This is a genomic window from Sulfurihydrogenibium sp. YO3AOP1 (assembly GCF_000020325.1).
Taxonomy (GTDB): domain Bacteria; phylum Aquificota; class Aquificia; order Aquificales; family Hydrogenothermaceae; genus Sulfurihydrogenibium.
Map to the genome: position 1 here is coordinate 1,071,026 of NC_010730.1, position 26,692 is coordinate 1,097,717.

Genomic DNA, 26,692 nt, shown 5'->3' on the forward strand with positions numbered 1-26,692 from the left:
CTCAAAGCAATATGAAAAATAAATGGAGGACAAATTGACAAACGATAATGTTTACATTTCTGTTGTTCATTATCCGGCAAAGAATAAAGAAGGAAGATGGATATGTACATCTTTTACAACATTAGACTTTCATGATGTAGCAAGACCCGCAAGAACATATGAACTCCAAGCATATTACATAGTCCAACCATTAGAAGCTCAGCAGTTTATCATCAAAGAACAGCTTAAATACTGGACAGAAGGATTTGGCTCTGAATTTAATCCAAAAAGGTCTATGGCTGGTAGTATGGTAAGAGTTGTCTCATCTATTACACAGATGCTTGAAGAAATAAAAAAAGAAAAAGGAAAATATCCAAAGTTAATAGCTACATCAGCAAAAAAATATCCACAAACTGTAAGTTATGGTGAGATGAGAGAAATTTTAAAAAATAAAGATGAAATATTTTTAATACTTCTTGGCACAGGTTGGGGAATGCCTGAGGAGTTAGTTTCAAGCTGTGATTATGTATTAGAACCTATTTTAGGTCCGGGAGATTATAATCATCTTTCTGTAAGAAACGCCGCCGCAATAATATTAGATAGATTATTTTCAATAAATAGATGCTAAGGAGAGGTCATGTTTTATCATTTATTTTATGAACACTTTGATATTAATCTGTTTAAATACATAACATTTAGAGGTTTTTATGCGTTAATTACTGCATTTTTTATTTCATTGCTCATTGGTCCTTATGTAATTAATAAATTAAAAATTTTTCAAAATAAGCAAGGTGGTTATGTAAGAGAAGATACGCCAGACTGGCATCAGATGAAAAAGCACACACCAACAATGGGCGGTGTGATGATTTTGATTGTTGTAAGTTTAACATCTTTATTATGGTGTAGATTGGATAATCTATATGTATGGCTTTTAATCTTAACATTTTTATCATTTGGACTGATTGGATTTATCGATGATTATAAAAAGATAAAAGACAAAAAAGGACTATCTTCAAAAGCCAAGTTTTTCATGCAACTTTCGGCGGCTTCTATTGTAGCTTTTATTCTTTATACTTATCCAAAATTTAATACAATTTTATATGTTCCATTTTTTAAGAATTTATCTATTGATTTAGGAGTGTTTTATCTATTTTGGATGATTTTTATAATCGTTGGAACGTCCAACGCGGTAAATTTAACAGATGGTCTTGATGGCTTGGCAATAGGTCCTTCTTTGATATCTGTTGCAACGTTTTCAATCTTTGCATACATAACCGGTAACGCGGTTTTATCAAAATATTTGTTTATACCTTACATAGATGGTAGTGGAGAGATAACGGTTTTCTTAATGGCTTTGTTGGGCGGTGGTCTTGGTTTTCTGTGGTTTAATTCTTTTCCGGCTGAAATGTTTATGGGAGATGGTGGGTCATTATCAATTGGAGCAGTTTTAGGATTAGCATCTATAATTACAAAACAAGAACTAATTCTTGCAGTCGTAGGAGGTATCTTTGTAATAGAAACTTTATCGGTAATTACACAGGTAGCATATTTTAGATTAACAGGTGGTAAAAGACTGTTTAAAATGGCTCCAATTCATCATCATTTTGAATTGGCAGGACTTCCAGAACCAAAAATAGTTGTTAGAGTATGGATAATTTCTTTACTATTATCAATTATAGCACTATCAACACTAAAGATAAGATAGGTTAGATTTGTGAGTAAGCGGGATAGAAACAGTGCTTTAACTTAATTTACAAATACCTATCTTGGGTTTAAAATTACCACGTGAGAAGTGTTAGTTTTATATATTACTTAAAACTCTCAGTTCTTTGTCATAAAGCGGGGTAGCAAAAAATCCAAAATCTCGATTTATTAAAATCTTTTCAAGTTATCATAACCTATGCTTTTGTATACAACAGATAATTTAAAATCTATTTTTTTAATCCTTTAATAGAATTTTTATAAAAATCTTCAAGTCTTACCTTTACTTCTCTATGAAATTCCAATGGGTCCATACCTGTCAAAATATAAATTGCTTCATCTACATTATCAACTAAGTATATATGGAAAAGATTTTTTTCTATTGCTTCAATTACTTCTTCGTCTAAAATAATATTGTCATAATTTCTTTTTGGTACAATTACTCCGTGAGATCCATTTAAGCCTTTTATCTTGCAAATTTTGAAAAATCCACTTACCTTTTCCTTAATTCCACCTACTGGCTGAACGTTTCCATGCTGGTCAACAGAACCTGTTATTGCAATACTTTGCTTCACTGGAATTTGTCCTATTTCTGATAAAACAGCTATAAGCTCAGCTAAGGATGCGCTATCCCCTTCAACTTCTCCATAAGACTGCTCAAAGGTTATACTACAAGACAAAGATAATGGAAAATCTGTTCCATATTTTCTCCCGAGATATCCAGAAATAATTAAAACGCCTTTATCATGAAATGGTCCGCTTAGTTCTACTTCTCTTTCTATATTTATAATTCCTTTTTCTCCAATATAAGCCGAAGCGGTAATTCTGCTTGGTTTTCCAAAAGAATACTCTCCTACCTCATATACAGATAACCCATTTACTTGACCAATTCTGCCACCTTCTATTTCAACTATTATTTTCCCTTCATCTATAAGCTCTGTAATTTTTTCATCTATTAAGTTTTCTCTAAATATTTGTTCATTGATAACTTCCTTTATTTCTCTCTTTGTTATCAAGTCACTATTTGCCTTTATTTCAGCCTCTCTAAGAACATCTGTCAGATAGCTAAAATTAAGATAGATTTTATTCTTATTTTCAGATAGTTCGACCATATATCTAAACAATTCTTCCAAACCATCGGAAGATACATCTTTAAGATTTTCCGATTCAATTATATTTTTTACCAAAATTGGAAAATTATTTATTACATCTTGATTTATTTTAGCAATATTATTAAACTCTGCTTTGACTTTAAAGATTTTTTTAAAATCATTGTCAAACTCAGAAAGTAAATTGTATGTATATTCATCTCCAATAAGTATAACCTTTACAATACCCGGAACTGGACTTGGTGTTAATCCTACCGATAATGAGAAAATTCCTAAAATATCCGTTCCATTAATATAAATTTCTTTATTGACAATTGATTTTTTTAATAATTCCCAAAGCAAAATATCTTTAAGTAAATCTTTTATATATAAAACTAAAAACCCGCCTCTTGCTTTATGAAAGCTTCCCGCAAAAATGTTAGTGTGGCTTGTAAATAATATCCCCATTTCAGCTTCAAAATTTATTCCACCAAATAGATTTTTAAAACTTGGATTGGTTTCAAATATAACCGGAGCATGATTAAGATTAGAGTTATCAACAAATATGTTTATTTTAAATTTCTTTATCCCCTGCTCCAAACTTCTATAAAATAATGAGTTTTTTTCAGCAAATCTAAGCTCAATGAAAAGGTCTATATTAATTAAAACATTCTCTTTATGATATCTTAAAAACTCTAATATTTCTTTATGCTCTTTAAATTCTTTTTCATGCTTATAGTACAAGCTATCAAGTTTAAATTTTGAAATCTTTAATTTTAAATCCTTTAACACACCATCAAGATATTCATCAATTTCCCTTAATTGTTGAACATAATCTAAGAATTTATCATCAAATTTATTAAGATTTTCTTGATATTCCTTATATTGCTTGTCAGTCAATATATTTAAATTTGTAATGATTTTTCCATTTATAATAGGAACTAATTCTATTCCGTAAGATGTAAATAAAACTCCAAGATTATGCTTATTAGCGTCAGTTTTAAGTTTTTCTAAGATTTTTTCTCTTTTTTCTTCTGCATCTTTGATTAGTTTTAATTTTTCTTCTTCATACTCTTTGCTTTCAAAGACTTTATAAACTTCTTTCTTAAGCTTTTCAATTATTTCATTGATGCTTGATTCTAATTTTTTACCCAGACCAGATTTTACTATCAAAACTCTTGGTTTGTAAGGGTCTTCAAAGTTATGATAATAGATAATGTCTTCAGGAACAGGAAGGTTTTTTGAATGTTCTTCAAGCTTCATTTTTGTGTAAGTTGTTCTTCCTATGCCATCTTCTCCTGAGACATAAATGTTGTATCCCTCTTTATTTACTTTAAGTCCGGTTTCAAATGCTTTTTCTACTCTCTCTTGTGAGAAAAATATCGGTTTTGGGCTATATTCTTTTGTTGATTTATCAAATTTTATATTTATTATTAGGTCTTCAGCCTTTACTTTTGTTATGTTCATCATACCTCCATATTTAACTCTATTACAAATATACCACCTTCAGAAGATGGTACTGCATAGATTTTACCTTTGTGTTTTTCTACAACTTCTTTTGCTATTGATAGTCCAAGTCCACTTCCTTTTGGTTTTTTAGAGTAGTAAGGTAAGAATATTTTGTCAGCATCTTCTTTGCCAATACCTTTTCCATTGTCTTTGAAGATAATTTTAATCTTGTTGTCTTCTTTATAAACAGAGATTCTTAAACTGCTTGCCTCTTCATAGCTATTTTGGACGATATTTATAAACGCTTGTTTTAAAAGCTTTAAATCTCCTTTTGTCTTAAAATTATCCTCACACTCAATAGAAATACTAAATTTTTCATCTTTATAGCTTTCCGTAATCTCTCTTAGAAGGTTGCATAAATCAATTTCTTGAAGGTTTAATCCAGACAAAGAATTTCCAAACTGATTAAACTCTCTTACAAGATTTGATAAATAGTCTGTCTCTTGATTGATTATTTTTACCGAATTTTCAACGATTTCGTCAAAGTTTGGATTTTGTTTTTTCCAGCTTCTTAGTATTCTTTCTGCTGATAGCTTTATTGGGGTCAATGGATTTTTGATCTCATGGGCTATTCTTTGTGCCACATCTTTCCACATACTTAGCTTTTGTGCTGCGATTATATCTGTAATATCATCAAAAACTATAACATAACCTTTATCTCTTATGTTGCTAACCTTAACTATAAGCGTTCTGCCGCCTTTTTCTATTATCTGCTCTTTTTTACTATCAAGATTTACATTTAAAAACTTTGCAAATTCCTGAATATCACTTTTTCTAAAATTTAAAACATCTTGACCTAAAATAATGGTTGCTGCATTGTTTATATTTTCAACTTTGCCATCTTCTGATGAGTATATTACTCCGGTGCTAATGTTATTTAAAATTGTTTCTAAATATTCTTTATTCTTCCTTAAGACAGCGTTCCTTTCTTCAAGTTTTTTATACAGTAGATTTAATCTTTCAACCATTCTATTGAATTCTTCAATCAAGATGCCAAACTCATCTTGAGACTTAAGATTTATTTTTACGTTTAAATCTCCTTCTGAAAGTCTTTTTGCTCCTTCTACCAATGCTTCAACAGGTTTTGTGATGTTATTGACAATAAACCTACTAAACCAAACAGTGGCAAAAATTACAGCCATTGTAATTGTAAGTAAAATTAAAATGTAGCTTATTCTTATTGGTGTTTTGTAGTTTTTTAGGTCATTATAAATCTGCAAAATTAAAGCTGTGTCTTCTTTTGACAATAAAAGCTCTTTTGGAAATTCATAAACAAGGATTATTTTCTGATTTGTTTTTAGTTTACCATTGAAAACTATTTTATTTTCATAAACGCTAAAACCTTCTTTGTACAATGCATCAAAAACTTCTTTATCGTAAGGCTTTCCATAAAATTGAATCAATCTTCCGCCGGTGTCATAGATGGTTAATGTTCTTAGATTAAAGATATCAACTGCATCTTTTGGGTCTATTTTATTCTCATCAATTAGTCTATAAACTCTGTAAAGCCAATCTTGATTGGATTGAATGTTTTGGCTTATTATCTCATCTAACTTCCCAAGGGCATTGCCAACTTTTCCGGCAAACCATAAGTTTGTTGCACTTGAAATTATTGATACCGACACTGTAAAAAGTATTAATGAAGGTATAACGACAAACGAGATTAAAATCAGTGTAAGTTTTATTTTTAACTTTCCTTTAATTCCTTCTTCAAACAGTATTTTTATAAGATATCTTAGAGTATACGCAAAAATGATGATAAAAAAGATTAGGTCAAGATTTAGTATGAAAAGAAAGACATATGGATTTAAAACGTCTTTGACCTTTTCAAGCTTTCCAAAAATATAGTAATTGCCTGCTATAAAAAGAAATAAAGAAGCTGAAAATATTATTAAGTTTCTTTTTAGATTTTCTCTTTCAGTCAAAGCTCTCTTGGTGGGTTTCCTAAGTATTCTATTTCCGTTTCTTCATCAAGTCTTCTAAAAATAACTCCTTCTGTTAGCTCTTCAAATGCGTGTGCAACTAAACCGGGTATTCTTCCGATTATAAAAAATCCTTTTCCAAGTTTGTAATCAAAACCCATATCTGATGTAATGGCTGCAATTGCTCCATCTACGTTTAAAACAAGCTTTTTTCCTTTTATTTTTTCTATTGCATCTTCTAAGGCTACAGCAAACTCACAAAGTTTACCATAAAATCCAAGTTCTTTTGCCAAATCTAATAATTTTTTGCTTCTTGGGTCAAAATCTTTGTAATACTTATGTCCATAGCCGGAGATTCTCCATTTTTCTTCTACAGCTTTTTTAGCTATTCTTTCTGCAAGTCCATAAATATCTTCTTCATCTTTTGCGTATTCTTGAAAGAATTTCATGGCATCTTCTAAAGCTCCACCATGATACTCTCCGAAAGCTAAAACACCTGCTGCAACACCAACGTGAAGTTGATTTCCACCGGAGATTACATTTCTAAGTGCTACAACAGATGGTGGTGCTACTCCATGGTCTATTACAGATGTAAAGATTGCATCAAACATCATTCTTTCATTTTCTGTTGGAAGTTCTCCTTTTAACAAAAGATAAATGCTTTCTGAAAAAGTAAGCTTTCCAATCATCTGAGTTAACGGATAGCCTCTAATATAGGTCTCTTCTTTTGTGTTTAATGTAATTTTAGTTTGCCATTTTTTCGCCATGGTTAGCTCCTTTTTGACTTTAATCTTTATTTGTATAATTTATATTCATATGTTGAGTGAGAAATTCAATAAAAACATGAGATTCTTCGCTTTGCTCAGAACAACGGAATAAGATTATTCCTTTTCTGATGCTTATCATTCAACCTTTCTCTGTCATCCTGAGGACTTTAGGCCGAAAGATCTCCTCTTTTATTCTACAAAAATTGCCAATTTCCTGTCAAAATTGTTATATAAACTTTAAACTATCTAATACATAATCCGGATTTAAAGATAATGCAAGCTCTTTATTTCCATAACCTTGTAAAACTAATGCCGTTTTTATTCCTGCATTTTTTCCTGTTAAAACATCAGTTTCACTATCACCTATGATTATACTTTTATCTTTATCGGATTTTAGCTTTTCCAATGTGTAAAAAACCGGCAATGGATGAGGCTTTTTTTCTGATGTTGTATCAGCTCCTACTACTAAGTCAATATAATCAATAACATTTAATTTTTTTAAGATTTCAATAGATAAGGCTTCATATTTGTTTGTTACAACTGCAACTTTTTTTGAAAGCTCTTTCAATTTTTTTAATGTCTCTTCAGCTCCATCATAAAGTTTTGAATATATTACAGGATTTGAATAGTAAAACTCTTTAAAGTATTCCAATGCTTTATCTTTAATTTCTTGTGGATATTCTGGAATTAAGTCTTCTATAAGCTTTTTTGCTCCGTACCCAACCTTTGAGATTATCTCTTCCTCTGAAAATGTTTTAAGATTCAACTTTTCAAATGCGTAGTTTGCTGCTAAGGCTATATCTTTTCCTGAATCGAGAAGTGTCCCATCAAGGTCAAAAATGCATAACTCTAAGTGTTTCATTGAATCTTAAATTCTTGATATTTTTCTTTGATTTTATCAATCCATTTCATTTGATTTGGTGGTTCAGGCTCTTCATCCTTAGTTTGTGGCTTTTTGTAATTTACTAACACATAAACTTCTTCATCTTCTTTAATAAGACCTAAATTTTCTCTTGCTTTCTTTTCTATGTAAAATGGGTCGTTTTGCAAGTAGTCTATAGTTCTTTGAAGTTTTTTATTTTCTGATTTAAGTGATTCAACTTGACTTAAAAGCTCATTTCTTGTCTTAACTTTGTCAAAGTATTTAAAGATATTGTTCTCTCCAAAAAGAATTGTATATATTGCCAAAAGTAATGTAAATAAAACCGTGAGCTTAAGCCCACGGTCTAAAACTTTATGTTCATTCCTCAAATTGGAATTTCTTAAATGCTTGTTTTCCTTTGAAGATTGCGTTCTCACCAAGCTCTTCCTCTATCCTAATTAATTGATTATATTTTGCTACTCTATCTGTTCTTGATGCAGAACCTGTTTTAATCTGTCCTGCATTGGTTGCTACCGCTAAATCTGCAATAAATGTATCTTCACTTTCTCCTGACCTGTGAGAAATAATTGCTGTATAGTTATTGATTCTTGCCATTTCTATAGCATCTAACGTTTCGGTTAAAGTACCGATTTGGTTTAATTTTATTAAAACTGAGTTTGCTATGTTATTTTTAATTCCTTCTTTTATAATTTTTGGATTTGTTGTAAAAAGGTCATCTCCAACAAGTTGAACTTTGTTTCCAAGCGCTTGTGTTAAGTTTTTCCATCCTTCCCAATCGTTTTCAGCCAATCCATCTTCTATAGATATTACCGGGTACGTTCCTACGATTTCTTCGTATAAGATTATCATGTCATCAGATGTTAATTCTCTTTTTTCAAATAAGTATTTTCCATCTTTATAAAATTCAGAAGATGCAGCATCTAAGGCAATAAAGATATCTTCGCCGGGTGTATAGCCTGCTTTATCTATTGCAAGCATTAACATGTCTAATGCTTCTTTTGTCTCTCTTAAAGCAGGTGCAAATCCGCCTTCATCTCCTACGTTTGTTGAGTAGCCTTTTTCTTTTAATACAGATTTGAGAACATGAAATGTTTCAACGCCTGCTCTTAAAGCTTCTTTAAATGAACCACCGCAAACCGGAACAATCATAAACTCTTGAAAATCCAATTCGTTGTCTGCGTGTGCTCCGCCATTGATTACGTTCATGAGTGGAACAGGTAAAACCTTAGCATTAACTCCGCCTAAGTATCTGTATAATGGCATTTCCTTTTCTATTGCCGTAGCTCTCGCGACTGCCAAAGAAACCGCTAATATTGCATTAGCTCCAAGATTTGATTTATTCTCTGTTCCGTCTGCTTCTATCATAAGTCTATCTATTCTGACTTGGTCTTCTGATTCTTCACCTATTAAAAGGTCAGCAATTTTTGTGTTAATGTTTTCAACTGCTTTTAAAACACCTTTTCCAAGAAATCTTTTTTTATCTCCATCTCTAAGCTCCAATGCTTCATTAGCTCCTGTTGATGCTCCACTTGGAACTATTGCAGATGCAACAACACCGCTTTCAAGAACAGCAGTAGCTTCTACTGTTGGATTTCCCCTTGAATCTAAAACTTCTCTTCCGATAATGTCTATAATTGTTGACATTTAAGACCTCCTTTTATAGTCTATGATATGCTGCTAATGCTCCTGCTATTGCTGCAACTAAATCTTCAATATTTCTCTCTTGCTCTTTTAAGTTAAAAGTTGGTAATTTTTCATCTATGTATTTTGTTGTAAATTTACCATTTATAAAATCTTCGTCTCTGACGATTGCTCTAAGAAGTGGAAGGTTTGTTGGCACACCTCTAACGATAAACTCATCTAATGCTCTTCTTGCTCTATTTACCACATCTTGCCATGTTAAAGCCCAAACAGATAGCTTAGCTATCATAGAATCATAGTATGGTGGAATTACGTAATCCTTATAAACTGCCGCATCTACTCTAACACCCGGTCCACCTGGAGAGTGGTAAGATGTAATAAGTCCAACCGATGGTGCAAAGTTTTTAGCCGGGTCTTCTGCGTTTACTCTAAACTCTATTGCGTATCCTCTCATGGATATATCTTCTTGTAAGAAAGGTAGCTTTTTACCTTCAGCAATTTCTATCATTTTTTGGACAATATCTATTCCTGTTACCATTTCTGTAACTGTATGCTCAACCTGAAGTCTTGTATTCATCTCAATAAAATAAAAATTATTGTTTTCATCTACTAAGTATTCAATCGTTCCAACGTTTTCATACCCAACTTTAAACATTGCTTTAACAGAAGTTCTGTAAAGCTCTTTCTTTACTTCTTCATCTAACGATGGAGACCTTGCTATTTCTACTATTTTTTGATGTCTTCTTTGTATAGAACAGTCTCTTTCTCCAAGATGAACTACGTTTCCATACTTATCAGCCATTATCTGAATTTCTATGTGTCTTGGATTTTCAACGTATTTCTCTATAAAGACATCACCTTTTCCAAAAAATTTTTTAGCTTCATTGTAAGCAGACTGGAATAAGGTCTCAAATTCAGATTCAGACCTTACGATTCTCATACCCCTTCCGCCACCACCATAGGCAGCTTTAAGAATAACCGGATATCCTATCTCATTTGCTATTTCTTTGGCTTTTTTCATATCAGATATTGGTTCATCGCTACCTGGCAGGATTGGAACACCAAGCTCCCTCATCTTTTTCTTTGCTGCCATCTTGTCGCCAAAGAGCGCAATATGTTCCGGCTTTGGACCAATAAATATAATTCCTTGTCTTACACAGTACTCTGCAAACTCTGGGTTTTCTGATAAAAATCCGTATCCTGGATGAATTGCATCGCACTTAGTTTGTTTTGCTAAATCTACTATTCTAAAATAGTTTAAATAAGCTTGGATTGGGTCTCCTGGAATCAGATAAGCTTCGTCAGCTTTTTTAACATAGATACTTTTTGCATCTGCTTCTGAATAGATTGCTACCGTCTTTATTCCAAGCTCTTTACATGCTCTAATTATTCTCGTTGCTATCTCTCCTCTGTTTGCAACAAGGACTTTTTTAATCTCTCTTGGCATTACCTTCATGTATTCTTTCTTTGAAGAAATTTTTTTAACTGATTTGTAAAGTGGATTATCTTTACTCATATTGAATATCACCTTCCATGTTTTCTATAAATGCTTCATGTAAAGACCTTACTGCAAGCTCTGCATACTTTTCATCTATTAAAACTGATATTTTTATCTCTGATGTTGAGATTGCATATATATTTATACCTTCTCTAGATAAAACTTCAAACATTTTTGCTGCTGTTCCTGCATGGGTTTTCATTCCAAGACCAACGATAGAAACTTTTGCAATTTTATCATTTCTTTCAACTTCTTCAGCTCCTATTTCTTGTGCTACTTCTTTTGCTATTTCTTCTGCTACATCCGCATCTGTTTTGTTTACTGTAAATGATATATCAGTAAAACCTTTGTGTGAAACGTTTTGAACTATCATATCAACAACAATGTTTCTATCTCCAAGGGCTTTGAATAACTTAGCTGCAACGCCTGGCTTGTCGGGGACTCTTACTACAGTAATTCTTGATTCTTTTAATTCGTGAGAAATTCCTCTAACAATCATTTTTTCCATTTCTTCATTCTCCTCCACTATCCAAGTTCCTTCTTCGTCGTTAAAAGATGACCTTACATGTATTTTAACACCATACTTTGCCCCAAATTCTACAGACCTAATTTGCATAACTTTTGAACCAAGAGAAGCCATCTCCATCATCTCTTCATATGATATAACCGGTATTTTTCTTGCATTTTCAACAATTCTTGGGTCTGCTGTAAAAACACCCGGTACATCTGTATAAATTTCACATACATCAGCTTTTAAAGCTGCAGCTAAAGCAACGGCAGAAGTATCAGAACCACCTCTACCAAGAGTTGTAATGTCTCCCCCTTCTGTAACACCTTGAAATCCTGCAACTATAACAACCTTTCCCTCATCTAAATGTTTTCTTATTCTATGTGTATCTATTTTTTTAATTCTCGCCTTTGTATGTACATCATCGGTAATTATCGGAACTTGCCAACCTGTTAAACTAACAGCATCTATTCCAAGCTCTTTTAATGCAATAGCTACCAATCCTATTGCTACCTGCTCACCTGTGGAGACTACCATGTCTTGTTCTCTTGGGTCAGGTCTTGATGATAACTCTCTTGTTAAACCAAGCAGTCTATCTGTCTCTCCACTCATAGCAGAAGAGACAACTACGACTTTATTCCCGGCATCTACTGCCTTTTTTATTTTTTTTGCAACATTTTTAATTCTTTCTATATTCCCAACAGATGTTCCGCCATACTTTTGAACTATTAAAGGCAATTAAAGAGACCTCCATACATAAAAATGTTTAGTTTATTATAACAAAAGCATTATTTTTTTGCTTAATTATAAATGATGAGAAAATGGGTAGATTTATAATTCCCCATATGCTTGATAATAAACATCTGTCTATCATTCAAAATCTAAGGCTAAAATCTCATTTTACAAATTTAGATAATTTTTCATAAGAGTTATGTAAACTTTAGCTGAGTTTAAAAATTGATCAATCTTTTTAATTGTCATTCTACAGTCGTGCAAAGAATCTCCTCTTCTCACTCTCTCACATCTCACTTTCTTACTTTTTTAAAAGAGGAGATCCTTCACTTCGCTGCTGGATGACAGAGAATTTTCAAAAGTGCCATTCTGAGCGTTAGCGAAGGATCTCCTTTTTTGTTCTCAAAAAGTTAAAGCAAGGGATCTTTCAGACTAAAAACCTTGGGATGATGAGGAAAGATAAGCAATAAAATTTTAGAACACTTTCACTTACCCTTAAACTCTTTGACAAACTTGGTAGCTTCTGCTTTGGTCTTTACTTTTCCACTAATCTGGGCTTTAATCAAACTGTCTTTTATAATTCCAACTTCCTTAGAAGGCTTGAGATTTAGTAATTTCATTATCTCCTCACCGCTTAACAACGGCTCTTCAACAATGTTATTTTTATAATTGTTTTCATAGTGATTTATCAATCTCAAAATGAAATCTTCTAAGTTTTTATTAATGCTATAAGAAAGTAAAAAGCAGTAATCACTTGCATTTTTAAACTTATACCAAAACCAATTAAGCTCAAAATCAGATGGGTTATTTTTTGAGATTGATAGTAAATACTCTGTTGCTTGGATTATATCCTCTATAAACTTTGAAATTTTTACAGGAAGTAATAACTTTTCTTCTAAAATTTCCTTATAATCTTTAAGTGTGTACAAAATCGCAGCAAGTTTTAAAAAAGTGATACTACTGAAATTTTGATAAAGTTTTATTTCTTTTAGTTTTTGAACGTCTACAAATTTAAGTTTTTTTTTTATGTTTTCTTCCAAGCTTTCATAGAGTTTTAAATCTTTTAGATTTTTTGAAATAACTTTTTTCAGAATTTTGTTTTCAAGAAGCTTGTTTAATGTGTCTTTCGAATTCTCATTAGAAATTATCTTTAAAAGCTCATCTCTGATTCTTTCTTTTGGAGATTTTTCTATTAGATTGGGATTATTTTTTACAAACTTCTCAAATTCTTTATCTATTGTAAAATCAAGCTCTAAAGCAAGTCTATAACCTCTTAAAATTCTTACCGGGTCTTTTATGATATTTTCAATAGATATTGGTCTAATGATGCCATCTTGAAGGTCTTTAAATCCGTTTGACGGGTCTATTAAAACAGTTGTTGAGGCACTTAAGCTTGATGTATCATCAAAATTTACTGCTATTGCGTTTATTGTAAAATCTCTTTCTAATAAATCTTTTATAAGTCTTTCTAAAATTAGCTCTTCTTTTTGATAAAAGTCTATATCCGGATTTGAAAGTATATCAGAAATATCAAGATAGGAGAAATCAAATCTGTAGTTATAATTATTTTCTTTAAACAAAAATGTCGCTACTTTTTTCTCTTTTTCAAATTGGAAGATATCACCTTTGATAAATTTTTTTAAATTGTTTACAACTTGGAGTGGGTCTGCTGTGATAATAAAATCTATATCTATATTCTCACCGATTGGTCTGTTTATGATCCTATCCCTCACCCATCCACCTACAAGAAAACAAAATGAACCTTTTGGAAGAGCTTTTGCTACATAGTCAAAATAAGAGTTGTAAAATATCAGCCCATGAATGTAATTTTCTTTTATTTCTAAATCTTCTAACTTCTCATCTTTTTGTTTGTTAAAAATTTTATTTAATAGTTTGTCTATCCCAAACATAATTAAACCTTATATATATCCACTTCTTTTTTAAGATTTTCTATAAATGTGATTAGTTTTTGAGCTTTATCTATCCAATTTTGAATAATCCATGCCGATTTTGGATATTCTTCTTGGAGTTGTTTGTACTGGTCTATTTTGTGCTGTGTAAATTGAATTAACAAGTCTAAATACTCTTTCATTTTGTTTAATTGTTTTGCATAGAAGAATAAATCTTTCAGCATCTCTTTTCTTTCTCTTACATTAACATCTACACCAAGAGCTAATGCAATACTTCTTATATCAAATCTTGAAAGATATATGCCACTTTTTGCTGGAACTGTGAGAATTTTTAATATTCTGTCAAACTCACCTTCTTCTTTGAGAAAATCATACTGTTGTTCGAATTTTGTATTGGTCATAAATGGATTTCTCATCAGATCATCTTTATTAAACATTTCTAACCTCTTTATATAGAATTTTAAGTATTATAACAGAAGTGAGAAGTAAAAAGTAAAGAGTTAAATATGTAGTATTTAGAATTTAGAAATCTGAACTGTAATTCTTCACTGCTAAGTGTCAAGTATAGATGACGCATATCCTTCAAAATGTATAAAACTTAAAAAATCATCACTTCTCACTATCTCGACTACTCACTTTTTTACTTTTTCATTTATATACTCTAAAACTTTGTGCGGGTCAGATGCTGGGTCTACGCCTCTATATATTTTTTCAACTTTACCCTCTGGATTTATAAGAATTGTATCTCTTGAGCATAGTCCAAAGAATGTTTTAACACCATAAGCTTTAACTACTTCTCCTTTTGGGTCTGATAGTAAGCTGTGTTTAAAGCCATATTTTTCTTTAAATTTTTTTATTGATTCTATATCGTCAGTACTTATGCCAAATACAACTGCATTTAATGAAACAAATTTATCGTATAACTTTGAATATTCTTTGCCTTGTGTGGTACAACCTGGAGTGCCTGCTTTTGGATAGAAGTATAAAATTACCCATCTTCCTTTGTAATCAGAAAGCTGAATCAACCTGTTAGATTCATTATAAAGCTTGAAATTATAAGCTGGCTGTCCTTCTTCAATTGCCATTCCTGATTTTACAATTCCAAGCAAAATTAAAATCTTTACTAAAAAATTTTTCATTTTTTACTCCTTACTTTAGAGTTCCAAAAATCAATATCGTCATTCTAAAGTCATACAAAGAATCTCTATAAAGAATCTCTATCATTTTACATCTCACTCATTTATTGTATGGGCAATTCATGAATTGCCTCTACTTTCTTTCTTGCTTTTTGAAAGAGGAGAACCTTCGGACTTACGTCCTCAGGATGACGAGGAAAGGCAAACTTATAAAAATTTTGGGACTCTCTAATCCTCATTCTCACATCTTTTTGTGAGAATTTATCAAATTCAAAAATTCCTCTCTTGTTTTTTGACACTCTAAGAATCTTCCTGTAAGCTTGCTTGTTACTGTGATAGATTCTGGATTTCTTACTCCTCTCATTGCCATACAAAGGTGAACTGCCTCCATTACAACGGCTACACCTTTTGGCTGTAATTCTTTTTCAAGATATTCAGCAATTTCCGCCGTCAATCTTTCTTGAACTTGCGGTCTGTAGGAAAATTTGTTTACAACTCTAACAATTTTAGACAATCCGCATACTTTTTTATCCGGAATGTATGCTACGTGCGCTTTTCCAAAAAAAGGAAGTAAATGATGTTCGCATAAAGAATAAAATTGAATATCTCTTACAACTACCATCTCATCGTAGCTTCCTACTTCTTCAAAGATGGTCATGTTCATTTCTCTATAACTTTCAAACTCTTCCCACATTTTAGCAACTCTTTTTGGCGTGTCTCTTAAACCTTCTCTGTTTGGGTCTTCTCCAATACCTTCTAAAAATAATCTTATTGCCTGTTCAATCTTATTTTTGTCTATTACCATTATTTTTTCTCCTTTTTATAGTAATCTTTGACATTCTACTTTCATACATTTGTTTGCAACTACGTTAAAACCTTTTTCTATAAGCATTTTAGCTACTTCTTCATTATAGGTTTGAGGCTGAAACCAAAATGTTTTAAAACCTTTCTTTATAGCCTCTTCTGCTGAATATCCAACATCTGCCGGTCTTCTAAAAACATCTACAATATCAATCTCATCCGGAATATCTAATATAGATTTATAAACCTTTTCACCAAGTATTATCTGACCTTCATATTTTGGATTTACTAAATAAATTTTAAATCCGTAGGATTTCACAACTTCTGTCACAAAATAGCTTGGTTTATGTGGTTCTGGTGAAATACCAATTACCGCAACTGTTTTACTTGATTTTAAAACATTTCTTATCTCTTCGTCGGTTGTCAACAATGGCATAGCTTATACCTCTACTGCTGTATTTTCTTCTCTTTCTTTTCCTATTTCTGTTAGGTTTGCTTTAATTATTGTGTTGATAGCCTTTTCTGTCTTTATTTTTGCATGAATGTAATTTCCTGTAACTGCTATTTTATAGTCATCTCTTTCAGAGATAATTAAAAATTCCAAATCTTTGTTTATAAATCTCTTTCTAAATTCATAGTTTTTCTGATAGCTTATCTCTCTGAGTATTCTTGTCCTTTCTTTCTTTTCTTCTGGAAGGACTTTATCTCCAAATTTTACAGCTGTTGTTCCATCTCTCTGAGAATATGTAAACACATGTATGTATGCAAAAGGAATATTATTTATTGTCTTTACAGTGTTTAAAAATGCCGTTTTATCTTCTGTTGGAAATCCTGTTATTATATCCGTTCCAATTGCTGTTTCTGGTCTTTTTGATATTATCTTTTCTACTTTTTCCATATACTCTTTTACTGTATAGTTTCTTTTCATATCTCTTAAAACTTTGTCATCTGCTGACTGGATGGATAGGTGAAAGTGTGGTGCTATTTTTTCTTCTGATGTTAAAAAGTCTATAAATTTATCATCAAGCTCATTTATTCCCATAGATGAAAGTCTAATCCTGTATAGATTTTCTATCTTGACAAGATTTTTTAAAAGGTCATAAAGGGTTCCTTCTTTATGGTCGTATCCGTATTGAGATAGCTGCGTTCCTGTTAGAACAATCTCTTTAAATCCTTTGTCTACTAATATTTTAACTTGATTTACTATCTCATCTATTTTTGCACTTCTTACCTTTCCTCTTGCAAATGGAATGATGCAAAAACTACAAAAGCTATTACAACCTTCCTGGACTTTGATTATAGGTCTTGCTCCTTCAAAAAAGGTACTGATTTGAAAGGTTTTAAACTGATTTTCTCTAAATATGTTTTCTATAAAAACTTTGTTTTCAAATTTTTCATTTATATAATTTTCTACTATCTCAAAAACAGCGGTTTTATGAGAATTGCCTATAACCAAGTCTATCTCTTCCATCTTTGCAAGCTCTTCTGGAGATACCTGGGCATAACAACCTGTAGCAACTACAACTGCATTAGGATTTCTTCTTTTTGCCTGTCTTATAATTTTTCTTGAAGTTCTATCTGCATCGTTCGTGACAGTGCATGTATTTATTACATATATATCTGCTACATCTTCAAAGTCTGTAATACTATAACCTTTTACTTGAAATTGTTCTTCCAATGCAGATGTTTCAAATTGGTTCATTCTACAACCAAGGGTTGCAAAAGCTACCTTCAAACCTTTATTTTCCAATTTCATCTACTGCCTTTTCTAAATCTCCATGTTTTAGTATTTCAATTAGTTTATGTTCATCAAATTCTTTTGTCAATCTTTCACCTGTTTTTAGGTCAAAGATATAAAAGATCTCATTTCCAAAGCTTCCAACGAAGTAGGTTCCTCTTCCAATTATAACGCCTGCAATGACCGATGATTTAAAATCTTCTGTAAGCTTTTCTCCTGTCTCTACATCATAGATTGCATATTTGCCGTTCTTCTTGCCCCAAAAGTATTTACTTTCTCCTGTCAAAGCTCCTCTATCTCTTATCTTTTCAAAATCATCTGTCTTTTTACCTTCTAATGTGTATAGAGCTTCCATTCCATCTTTTAAAGCCAAATAATAAGGAGATTGATTTTTAACAATTCCTTTTGTGTATATCCAATCAAAACTATCTGATACTGGATTTAAAGCTTTGTTAAATATCTGCCATTTAAGATTTTTTAAATGTTTAAGACAGTCTGGTTTGTCTTTGACTATTTCTTTTGATGCAACAAAAAAATCAGATTCACCTTTTGCCAATCCTTCTTTAAAAACGTATCCAAATTTAACATCTGGATTTGTATCAAAGTAAAAATAAAGCTCTGTTTCTATAAGTTTCAAACAAACCTCCATGATAGAATATTTGATTATTTTAAAGAAATTAAGAGTTTATTTTTATGTTTTACAGCATAAGGAAAAGACTATAGTCCGAAAGATCTCATCTTTTAGAAGAGGTGAGAAAGTGAGTAAGCGAATAAGTGAGAGGTAAAAGGATGGAGATTCTTTACTTCGTTCAGAATGACAGATAAAAGGTTAATTAATTTTTGGACTTAGTTGAAATTTGGAACACCCTCGCATAAAGATAAAAAGACTTTTAAATCTTGAAACTTTCATCTCAACTCACTTCTCACTTACTACCAATAAGAGTATGTTCTAAAATTTTTTAATGTCGTAGAATGTATATGAAAACTTCACCTTTGGCTGTCATCCTGAGGACTTTAGTCCGAAGGATCTCCTCTTTTTAAAAGGTGAAAAAGTGAGTAAGTGAGAGGTAAAAGGACGGAGATTCTTCGCTTCGCTCAGAATGACCGATCAAAAGGTTATTTAAATTTTAGAACATCCTCTCATCATTAAACTATGTTAAAATATTTTAACCTTAATTATCAAAATGGAGATACTAAATGACATTTCAAGATATAATTATGACTCTCCAAAAATTCTGGGTAGAAAAAGGCTGTATTTTATGGCAGCCTTATGACATAGAAGTTGGTGCTGGAACGATGAATCCGGCAACCTTTTTAAGAGTTCTTGGACCTGAGCCTTGGAATGTTTGCTACGTTGAACCATCAAGAAGACCAAAAGACGGAAGATACGGAGAAAATCCAAACAGACTTCAACATTACTATCAATTTCAAGTAATACTAAAACCAACGCCGGAAAATCCACATGAGTTATACCTTGAAAGTTTGCAAGCTCTTGGTATAGACCTTACAATGCATGATATTAGATTTGTTGAAGATGATTGGGAAAGTCCGACACTTGGAGCTTGGGGGCTTGGTTGGGAAGTTTGGCTTGATGGTATGGAAATAACTCAATTCACATACTTCCAGCAAGCAGGAAGCTTAGATTTACCAGAAATTAGCGTAGAAATTACCTACGGACTTGAAAGAATAGCAACCTATTTACAAGGCAAAGATAGTGTTTATGACATAGTTTGGGCAGAAGGTTTAACATACGGAGATATCTATAAAGAAGCAGAAAGACAATGGTCTATTCACAACTTTGAAGTTGTAGATGTAGATTTTCTTATTAAAACCTTTGATATGTATGAACAGGAAGGATATAAACTTATATCTTTAAACCTACCTATCCCGGCTTATGATTATGCTTTAAAATGTTCACATACATTTAACTTGCTTGATGCAAGAGGTGCATTATCTGTTAACGAGAGGGCAAGATATATTGCGAGAGTAAGAAATCTTGCAAGAGAATGTGCAAAAGCATTTGTAAAACACAGAGAAGAGCTTGGATATCCGTTAATAAAAAGGAGAGATGATGAAGTCTTATCTACTTGAAATAGGGTGCGAAGAGCTTCCACCAAAAGCTATATTAACGTACAAAGAATTTTTAAAAGAATACGCACACCAGACATTTAAAGACTTTTTTATTTACAATTCTCCAGAAAACATAAAAATATACGCAACGCCAAGAAGATTAGCAGTCTTAATAAAAAATCTCAAAAAAAAGCAAGATAATCAAAAAATTACATTAATTGGACCTCCATACAAGGTAGCCGTTGACAGCGAAGGTAAATTTACAAAAGCAGCATTATCTTTTGCAGAAAAAAACAATATACCGCTTGAAAAGCTTGAAAAAATCACAACAGAAAAAGGCGAGTACTTAGGAGCCACCATAGAAAAAGAAGGAGAAAGCTTAGAATTATTTATCAAACACAAAATCCCACAGCTGTTTAATCAATTTCCACAGCTTAAATCTATGAAATGGAACAACTCAGATTATAGATTTCCAAGACCAATAAGATGGATAGTGTCTTTGCTAGATGATAAAGTTATAGAATTTGAAGTTGCATCAGTAAAAACAGATAGGTTTACACATCTTCACAGATTTATGACAAAGCCAATTGGAAGAGGAGAAAGAAAAGATATAAACCATGCAAATGACTATGAAGAAATCACAAAGCTTGGATACATAATAGCAAACTTTGAAGACAGAAAACACTCAATTAAAACCCAGTACGAAGGCTTTGCAAGACAGTTAAACGCAAGCATTATAGAAGATGATGAGCTTATCGATGAAATAACATGTTTAACAGAGTTCCCGGTTGGCATAGTAGGAGATTTTTCACCTGAATATCTTACACTTCCAAAAGAAGTTATCATTACAGTTTGCAAGCACCACCAAAGATATCTAAACTTTGAAAAAGATGGAAAGCTAATTCCAAAATTCCTTGCTTTTTCAAACAATGCAGTAAAAGATAGGGATATAGTAAAAAATGGCTATGAAAAAGTTTTAAGAGCAAGATTAGAAGATGCTTTATTCTTCTACAAAGAAGACTTAAAGAAAAAACTTGATGATAATATAGAAAAGCTTAAAGGTATTCAGTTCCATGAAAAGCTTGGCTCTATGTATGACAAAGTATTGAGAAACTTAGAACTTGCTTTAAAATTAGCTGATTTAACCGGATACAAAGATGCTGAAAAAATAAAAAGAGCAGTTATGCTTTCTAAGGCTGATTTACTTACAGAAATGGTAAAAGAGTTTGACGAGCTACAAGGCATAATGGGAATGTATTACAGCCAAAAACAAGGAGAAGAGGAAGAAATATCAAAATCAATCTATGAGCACTACCTTCCAAAAACAGCAGAAGACAACATTCCAGAAACAAACCTTGGAACGCTTCTTGCATTAGCAGACAAACTTGATACTGTAATTTCTTTCATAAAAATTGGAGAGCTTCCAAAACCATCAGCCGACCCATTTGGAATAAGAAGAAACGCAATAGGAATAGTAAGGCTTTTAGTTGAGAAAGAGATAGATTTAGATTTAAGGAAAGTCATAGATGATGAAAGTATTTTAGATTTTATACTGTCAAGATTAGAAAGCTATCTTCAGTCAAAAGGCTACAAGACTGACATCATAAATGCTGTACTATCTCTAAAAGATGGAAATATATACAGAAATTATCTAAAAGTAAAGGCATTATCACAGCTAAGAAACCTACCGGACTATGAAAACGTGATAATGGTATTTAAAAGAGTTGGAAATATCATTCCAGAAGATTTTAAATTTTCAAACGTTGATGTAAACTTATTAGTATCACAGCCAGAAAAAGAACTTTACAAAAAATTTATAGAAATTAAAGATAAATTTAAACGGTTTATTGAAAACAAAGATTACGATAAAGCCTTAGGATTATTGCTTGAATTAAAGCCATACATAGACAGATTTTTTGACAATGTTATGATAATGGTAGAAGATGAAAAACTTAAAAATAACAGACTAAGTCTGCTGAAAGAAATCAACGATTTATTTAGAAATATAGCAGATTTTACAAAATTAATTGGAGGTTAATCAATATGGCTGAAAAGCTTGTAATGTGGCTTAACGAAGTGGGTATGGAGGACATAGAGTTAGTAGGTGGTAAAAATGCATCTCTTGGTGAGATGATAAAAGGACTTTCATCTATCGGTGTAAAAATTCCAATGGGGTTTGTTGTAACATCTAAAGCTTATCATTACTTTATTGATTACAACAATCTAAGAGACAAAATTCGTGAAATTTTAGCAGGTTTAGACCCAAATAACATTGAAGACTTATCAAGAAGAGGTTTAACAATAAGAGAACTAATTAAAGGTGGACGTTTTCCGGAAGATTTAAAAAATGAGATACTAAAAGCGTATGAAGAATTAAGCAAAATGTATGGTCAGTTTAGAGTTGACGTTGCTGTAAGGTCTTCTTCTACTGCTGAAGACTTACCAAATGCATCCTTTGCGGGTCAGCAAGATACATACTTAAATATCAAAGGCGATGAGACATTACTATCAGCTATAAGAAGCTGTTTTGCTTCTTTATTTACAGATAGAGCTATTTCTTACAGAGAGGCATTTAAATTTGACCATTTTGCAATAGGGCTTGCTGTAGGCGTACAAAAGATGGTTAGGTCTGACCTTGCAGCATCCGGTGTTTCATTCTCCATAGACTCTGACAGTGGATTTAAAGATGTAGTTTTAATAAATGCATCTTACGGACTTGGTGAGATGGTAGTACAAGGTGCAGTTACTCCGGACGAATTCTTAGTATTTAAACCAACTCTAAAAGAGGGATACGAAGCAATTATAGAGAAAAAACTTGGAAGAAAGACACACAAAATGGTTTATGGAACAGACCCAGATGAAAGAACAAAAATTGTAGCAGTTTCTAAAGAAGAACAGGCTAAATTCTGCCTTGAAGACCATGAAGTTTTAAAGCTTGCAAAATGGGTAACGTCAATAGAAGAGTACTATACAAACAAATATGGAAAATGGACACCTATGGACGTAGAATGGGCAAAAGATGGAGAGTTAAATGAGTTGTTTGTAGTTCAGGCAAGACCGGAGACAATCCATTCAAGAAAAGACCATTCTAAGATAATCACATATAAAATAACAGAACCCTACGAGGAAAGAATTAAGAAAAGAATCTTAGAAGGTATAGCGGTAGGTGATAAAGTAGCCTTTGGAAAAGTAAGAATATTACATGATTTAGAAGATGCAAAAGAGTTTCAAGCAGGAGAGGTTCTTGTTACAGATATGACAGACCCGGACTGGGAACCAATCATGAAAAAAGCGGCTGCAATAGTAACAAATAAAGGCGGAAGAACTTGCCACGCAGCAATTGTAGCGAGAGAGCTTGGCGTTCCGGCAGTAGTTGGAACAGGAAATGCAACAGAAGTACTTGAAAACGGAAGAGAAGTTACTGTTTCTTGTGCAGAAGGTGAAAGAGGCTATGTATACGAAGGAAAAATAGAGTTTGAAGTAGAAGAGTTTGACTTAAAAGATTTACCAAAAACTAAGACTCCGATAATGATGAACGTGGCATCACCGGAAGGAGCGTTTGACCTTTCATTCTTGCCAAACGCAGGCGTTGGTCTTGCAAGAGAAGAGTTTATTATCAATAACTACATCTCAATCCACCCATTAGCTTTAATAAAATTTGATGAAATCAAGCAGAAAGACCCGGAATTAGCTGAAATTATTGAAGATAAAACATTTGGATATGAAAACAAAGAAGAGTACTATGTTAAAAAACTTTCCTATGGTATAGCTAAGATTGCTGCTGCTTTCTATCCTAAGCCGGTTATTGTTAGGTTCTCTGACTTTAAATCAAACGAATATGCAAACCTTATAGGTGGAAAATACTTTGAACCAGAAGAAGAAAACCCAATGATTGGATTCAGAGGAGCTTCAAGATATTATTCCGAATTTTTCAAACCGGCATTTGGACTTGAATGTAAAGCAATTTTAAGAGTAAGAAACAAAATGGGTCTTAAAAACGTCATCGTAATGGTTCCATTCTGTAGAACACCGGAAGAAGCTAAGAAAGTTTTAGAAGTCATGGAAGAGTACGGACTTAAAAAAGGTGAAAACGGATTACAAGTTTATGTAATGTGTGAATTACCATCAAACGTAATCTTGGCTGACCAGTTTGCTGAATACTTTGATGGATTTTCTATCGGTTCAAACGACTTAACACAACTCACACTTGGATTAGATAGAGACTCTTCACTTGTTGCACACTTATACGATGAAAGGAATGAAGCTGTAAAAAGAATGATTTCTCAAGTAATTAAAACAGCAAAAGAAAAAGGAAAGAAAATCGGAATCTGCGGTCAAGGTCCTTCTGACTTCCCAGACTTTGCACAGTTCTTAGTAGAACAAGGAATAGATACAATTTCAATTAATCCCGACTCTATTATCAAAACAACGAAAGCAATCTACGAAATAGAGAAAAAACTCGGCTTAAATTAACTATAAATGACACGGAGACCTAAACGGTCTCCATTTTTTTTAATAATTTCAAAATTAACAATTGCATAAAATAATCCACCTAAGCTAATGAAATCATCAGAAGAAAAGCAAAAGAATTATCTAAGACTTTAACAAAGATTGTCTCAAATTCTAACAAGAGTGTCTCAAAATTCTCGTAAGCTTACCTTTCTGTATCATCCTGAGGCTTGCAAGCCAGAGGATCTCCTCTTTTAAATAAGGCGAGAAGGTAAGTAAGTGAGAAAATGAGAGGTAAAGGTGGAGATTCTTCGCTTCGCTCAGAATGACGACGATGTTGGTTTTTGGAACGACTTCCAAATTCTAACTTCGCACTAAAGTCCTCACGATGACTGGTAAATGTAAACTTACAAAAATTTTAAAACAGTTTTATACTTTTAATCTGAATTTAAACAAGACAGGGCAGGATTAATCCTGCCCCAGAGATTTATATGTTATATACCTTCTGGTCTTTTAACGTCGTAGAGTATATCGTCTGTTGGATGTCTGTATAATGGCATATCTAAACGTTTTTCATCTAAGTAATGACCGATAAATCCGATAGACCTTCCAAGAACGAAAAATGAGTTAAATGCGCCAGCTTCAATTAATTTGTCTATATCTTCGTTTGAGTAGCCTATTTGCTTAAACAGGTCAACAAGTAAAACTCCAATGGTTCCATCAACGTTTAAGATTAAGTTTTCTTTCTTAGAAGTTGTAACTTTTTCTACTTCTAAAGCATAATCTAAAAGTTCAACCTTAGGAAAGTTTCTTCTTGCGAAGTCCTTAAGTAGTTCAACTCTTTTATCCGGGTTTTTGGTTGATTTAATTCTATGTCCAATACCAGGAATTGGTATTTTCTCAACATTTTTCATATATTCAACAAATTCATTTGGAGACATATTTTTCTCATATGCCATTTTAAAGTATTTAGCTGCCCCATCAATCGCACCACCAAATCTTGGACCAATTGCAAGAATACCAGTAGTAAGAGCAGACATTAAATCCTTTCCGGCTCTTGCTGTAACTTTAACATTATGAGCACCTGCAACTGCTGGTCCGTGGTCTGCAACAACTCTGATAACCATATCTATAAATTTAGATGCCCAATCTGGGAATTTTTGTTTAAACCAAAGCAATCCTATAACATCTGCGATTGATAGATTTTTTTCAATAACTTCACTTATAGGAACGCCGCAATATGTAGCTTCTTCTCCTCTATCATCAGAGATTGTACAGATAAAGTTTGTTGGTTTTCTTACTTTTCCTTCTCTTATTGCTTTAGATAAGTCCTCTGGAATAGGTGGAACTTCTGGCTCAACGATAGGCTGAATTTTACCCTCACCTCTTAGCATTTCATAAATACCTTTTATTACATGAGGAAGCTCGTTAAAGTTGTTTGGAACATGAATACCAACCTCTTTCATTGCCCTATTTTTAGCATCTGCTGTCTCTCTATCTGTCCCTGCTTTTGCGCCGGCATGTCCAAACTGAACTTCTCCACCAAAGAATTTAGAAATTGTACCAATACACCAACCAATGACTGGTTTAGTGATTAAGCCATTTTTTACAGCTTCTACAACTTTATACTCCGCTTCTCCACCAACTTCACCAAGTAAAATCATAAACTTAACTTGTGGATTTTTTTCAAATCTTAACATGTGGTCCAAGAAATCCGAACCCGGGAATCTATCACCACCTATCGCTATACCTTCTGCAACACCATCGGCATTTCTTGCGATTATGTTAGAAAGCTCATTAAATAATCCACCGGACCTTGTGACTAACCCAACAGAACCAGGTCTGTGAAGTTTAGAAGCAATGATATTTTCAATTGTTCCACCAGTATTTGCTATTCTAAAAGCTCCCGGTACAATACCACCAACTGTTGCAGGTCCGATTATCCATTTTCCAAGTTGTTTTGCTTTAATTCTCATATCTCTTGCATATCTTTCAGGAATACCTTCAGCAGTGATAACTATGGTTCTGATTTGTGGAATTTCAAAGGCTTCTAATGTTACTAGATATGCTGTTCTGAAAGATGCAAAGTTTAAAAGCACATCAGCTTCTGGGTGAAATTTTGCAGCATCTTTTGTAGATTTATAAATAGGAATTATTATTTCTTTTGTTCCATAGAAAAATTTTTCAAAGCTTCTTTCAGAAGTTGGTGCAACGATTGCAGCAATACTTGGAGACCTTCCTACTACATAATCATAATCTAACATTCTTTGAATTGCACTTGTGTTTAAGTTCCAGAAAATTGCTTTTGTATTTTTGTCAAATAATAAATATTCTGGTTTGCTCATCTTATATCCTCCTTA

Annotated in this window: 21 protein-coding genes; 5 read left to right on the plus strand and 16 right to left on the minus strand. The window is 32.5% G+C overall.

Annotated elements, in window-relative coordinates:
* Positions 1–34: 34 nt before the first annotated feature.
* Positions 35–607: an RNA methyltransferase gene (locus SYO3AOP1_RS05375; RefSeq protein WP_012459723.1), complete on the plus strand. Its 573-nt coding sequence runs from the start codon at positions 35–37 to the stop codon at positions 605–607.
* Positions 608–616: 9 nt separating this feature from the next.
* Entirely contained in the window at positions 617–1,684 is a 1,068-nt protein-coding gene (mraY, locus tag SYO3AOP1_RS05380; RefSeq protein WP_012459724.1) for a phospho-N-acetylmuramoyl-pentapeptide-transferase, read from the plus strand.
* Positions 1,685–1,910: 226 nt separating this feature from the next.
* On the opposite strand, the gene SYO3AOP1_RS05385 is transcribed toward mraY, so the two are convergent.
* The 15 genes from SYO3AOP1_RS05385 to SYO3AOP1_RS05455 all read right to left on the minus strand — a co-directional run bounded on the left by SYO3AOP1_RS05385 (position 1,911) and on the right by SYO3AOP1_RS05455 (position 18,450).
* On the minus strand, positions 1,911–4,235 hold the full coding sequence (locus tag SYO3AOP1_RS05385) for an ATP-binding protein (protein WP_012459725.1): 2,325 nt from the start codon (positions 4,233–4,235) through the stop codon (positions 1,911–1,913).
* Positions 4,235–6,202: an ATP-binding protein gene (locus SYO3AOP1_RS05390; protein WP_012459726.1), complete on the minus strand. Its 1,968-nt coding sequence runs from the start codon at positions 6,200–6,202 to the stop codon at positions 4,235–4,237. The genes SYO3AOP1_RS05385 and SYO3AOP1_RS05390 overlap by 1 nt, the downstream gene beginning before the upstream one ends.
* A complete protein-coding gene (locus SYO3AOP1_RS05395) occupies positions 6,199–6,966 on the minus strand; it encodes a citryl-CoA lyase (RefSeq protein ID WP_012459727.1) in 768 nt (255 codons plus the stop codon). Before SYO3AOP1_RS05395 ends, SYO3AOP1_RS05390 begins: the two co-directional genes overlap by 4 nt.
* A gap of 226 nt (positions 6,967–7,192) precedes the next feature.
* Positions 7,193–7,828 (minus strand): HAD-IA family hydrolase, encoded by a 636-nt coding sequence (locus tag SYO3AOP1_RS05400; protein ID WP_012459728.1) that lies wholly within the window; start codon positions 7,826–7,828, stop codon positions 7,193–7,195.
* The gene (locus SYO3AOP1_RS05405) at positions 7,825–8,154 is read right to left on the minus strand and encodes a septum formation initiator family protein (RefSeq protein WP_281340529.1); all 330 of its coding nucleotides are present in this window, start codon (positions 8,152–8,154) and stop codon (positions 7,825–7,827) included. Before SYO3AOP1_RS05405 ends, SYO3AOP1_RS05400 begins: the two co-directional genes overlap by 4 nt.
* 52 nt (positions 8,155–8,206) lie before the next feature.
* On the minus strand, positions 8,207–9,493 hold the full coding sequence (gene eno / locus SYO3AOP1_RS05410; RefSeq protein ID WP_012459730.1) for a phosphopyruvate hydratase: 1,287 nt from the start codon (positions 9,491–9,493) through the stop codon (positions 8,207–8,209).
* 13 nt (positions 9,494–9,506) lie between these two features.
* Positions 9,507–10,946, minus strand: a complete 1,440-nt coding sequence (gene accC, locus SYO3AOP1_RS05415) for an acetyl-CoA carboxylase biotin carboxylase subunit (RefSeq protein WP_156769287.1) — start codon at positions 10,944–10,946, stop codon at positions 9,507–9,509.
* Positions 10,947–10,998: 52 nt separating this feature from the next.
* Positions 10,999–12,234, minus strand: coding sequence for an aspartate kinase (locus SYO3AOP1_RS05420; protein WP_012459732.1), 1,236 nt, complete (start codon positions 12,232–12,234; stop codon positions 10,999–11,001).
* A gap of 479 nt (positions 12,235–12,713) precedes the next feature.
* Entirely contained in the window at positions 12,714–14,138 is a 1,425-nt protein-coding gene (locus tag SYO3AOP1_RS09690; RefSeq protein ID WP_012459733.1) for a CCA tRNA nucleotidyltransferase, read from the minus strand.
* Between the two features lie 2 nt (positions 14,139–14,140).
* Positions 14,141–14,575, minus strand: a complete 435-nt coding sequence (locus SYO3AOP1_RS05430) for a hypothetical protein (RefSeq protein ID WP_007546092.1) — start codon at positions 14,573–14,575, stop codon at positions 14,141–14,143.
* Between the two features lie 195 nt (positions 14,576–14,770).
* Positions 14,771–15,277 carry a peroxiredoxin gene (locus tag SYO3AOP1_RS05435; RefSeq protein ID WP_012459734.1) on the minus strand — a complete coding sequence of 169 codons (507 nt, stop codon included), beginning with the start codon at positions 15,275–15,277 and terminating at the stop codon, positions 14,771–14,773.
* Between the two features lie 238 nt (positions 15,278–15,515).
* Positions 15,516–16,079, minus strand: coding sequence for a GTP cyclohydrolase I FolE (folE, locus tag SYO3AOP1_RS05440; RefSeq protein ID WP_012459735.1), 564 nt, complete (start codon positions 16,077–16,079; stop codon positions 15,516–15,518).
* 15 nt (positions 16,080–16,094) lie between these two features.
* The gene (locus tag SYO3AOP1_RS05445) at positions 16,095–16,511 is read right to left on the minus strand and encodes a CoA-binding protein (protein WP_012459736.1); all 417 of its coding nucleotides are present in this window, start codon (positions 16,509–16,511) and stop codon (positions 16,095–16,097) included.
* A gap of 3 nt (positions 16,512–16,514) precedes the next feature.
* A complete protein-coding gene (gene mtaB, locus SYO3AOP1_RS05450; RefSeq protein WP_012459737.1) occupies positions 16,515–17,831 on the minus strand; it encodes a tRNA (N(6)-L-threonylcarbamoyladenosine(37)-C(2))-methylthiotransferase MtaB in 1,317 nt (438 codons plus the stop codon).
* Positions 17,815–18,450 (minus strand): hypothetical protein, encoded by a 636-nt coding sequence (locus tag SYO3AOP1_RS05455; protein ID WP_156769252.1) that lies wholly within the window; start codon positions 18,448–18,450, stop codon positions 17,815–17,817. The genes mtaB and SYO3AOP1_RS05455 overlap by 17 nt, the downstream gene beginning before the upstream one ends.
* Before the next feature lie 560 nt (positions 18,451–19,010).
* On the opposite strand from SYO3AOP1_RS05455, the gene SYO3AOP1_RS05460 reads away from it, so the two are divergent.
* Genes SYO3AOP1_RS05460 through ppsA form a run of 3 tightly spaced genes read left to right on the plus strand, consistent with a single transcriptional unit; the run spans position 19,011 to position 24,356 of the window.
* A complete protein-coding gene (locus SYO3AOP1_RS05460) occupies positions 19,011–19,904 on the plus strand; it encodes a glycine--tRNA ligase subunit alpha (protein ID WP_012459739.1) in 894 nt (297 codons plus the stop codon).
* The gene (gene glyS / locus SYO3AOP1_RS05465; RefSeq protein WP_012459740.1) at positions 19,885–21,921 is read left to right on the plus strand and encodes a glycine--tRNA ligase subunit beta; all 2,037 of its coding nucleotides are present in this window, start codon (positions 19,885–19,887) and stop codon (positions 21,919–21,921) included. Before SYO3AOP1_RS05460 ends, glyS begins: the two co-directional genes overlap by 20 nt.
* A gap of 5 nt (positions 21,922–21,926) precedes the next feature.
* Positions 21,927–24,356 (plus strand): phosphoenolpyruvate synthase, encoded by a 2,430-nt coding sequence (gene ppsA / locus SYO3AOP1_RS05470; protein WP_012459741.1) that lies wholly within the window; start codon positions 21,927–21,929, stop codon positions 24,354–24,356.
* A gap of 470 nt (positions 24,357–24,826) precedes the next feature.
* Here the strand turns inward: ppsA and SYO3AOP1_RS05475 are convergent, their stop codons facing one another.
* Positions 24,827–26,677 (minus strand): citrate/2-methylcitrate synthase, encoded by a 1,851-nt coding sequence (locus tag SYO3AOP1_RS05475; RefSeq protein ID WP_012459742.1) that lies wholly within the window; start codon positions 26,675–26,677, stop codon positions 24,827–24,829.
* Positions 26,678–26,692: the final 15 nt, after the last annotated feature.

Excerpts from the sequence above, each read along its gene's own strand:
- mraY (WP_012459724.1), top strand. The coding sequence starts at position 617 with ATGTTTTATCATTTATTTTATGAACACTTTGATATTAATCTGTTTAAA.
- SYO3AOP1_RS05385 (WP_012459725.1), bottom strand. The coding sequence starts at position 4,235 with ATGAACATAACAAAAGTAAAGGCTGAAGACCTAATAATAAATATAAAA.
- SYO3AOP1_RS05395 (WP_012459727.1), bottom strand. The coding sequence starts at position 6,966 with ATGGCGAAAAAATGGCAAACTAAAATTACATTAAACACAAAAGAAGAG.
- SYO3AOP1_RS05400 (WP_012459728.1), bottom strand. The coding sequence starts at position 7,828 with ATGAAACACTTAGAGTTATGCATTTTTGACCTTGATGGGACACTTCTC.
- eno (WP_012459730.1), bottom strand. The coding sequence starts at position 9,493 with ATGTCAACAATTATAGACATTATCGGAAGAGAAGTTTTAGATTCAAGG.
- accC (WP_156769287.1), bottom strand. The coding sequence starts at position 10,946 with ATGAAGGTAATGCCAAGAGAGATTAAAAAAGTCCTTGTTGCAAACAGA.
- SYO3AOP1_RS09690 (WP_012459733.1), bottom strand. The coding sequence starts at position 14,138 with ATGTTTGGGATAGACAAACTATTAAATAAAATTTTTAACAAACAAAAA.
- SYO3AOP1_RS05430 (WP_007546092.1), bottom strand. The coding sequence starts at position 14,575 with ATGTTTAATAAAGATGATCTGATGAGAAATCCATTTATGACCAATACA.
- SYO3AOP1_RS05435 (WP_012459734.1), bottom strand. The coding sequence starts at position 15,277 with ATGAAAAATTTTTTAGTAAAGATTTTAATTTTGCTTGGAATTGTAAAA.
- folE (WP_012459735.1), bottom strand. The coding sequence starts at position 16,079 with ATGGTAATAGACAAAAATAAGATTGAACAGGCAATAAGATTATTTTTA.
- SYO3AOP1_RS05445 (WP_012459736.1), bottom strand. The coding sequence starts at position 16,511 with ATGCCATTGTTGACAACCGACGAAGAGATAAGAAATGTTTTAAAATCA.
- mtaB (WP_012459737.1), bottom strand. The coding sequence starts at position 17,831 with ATGAAATTGGAAAATAAAGGTTTGAAGGTAGCTTTTGCAACCCTTGGT.
- SYO3AOP1_RS05460 (WP_012459739.1), top strand. The coding sequence starts at position 19,011 with ATGACATTTCAAGATATAATTATGACTCTCCAAAAATTCTGGGTAGAA.
- glyS (WP_012459740.1), top strand. The coding sequence starts at position 19,885 with ATGAAGTCTTATCTACTTGAAATAGGGTGCGAAGAGCTTCCACCAAAA.
- ppsA (WP_012459741.1), top strand. The coding sequence starts at position 21,927 with ATGGCTGAAAAGCTTGTAATGTGGCTTAACGAAGTGGGTATGGAGGAC.
- SYO3AOP1_RS05475 (WP_012459742.1), bottom strand. The coding sequence starts at position 26,677 with ATGAGCAAACCAGAATATTTATTATTTGACAAAAATACAAAAGCAATT.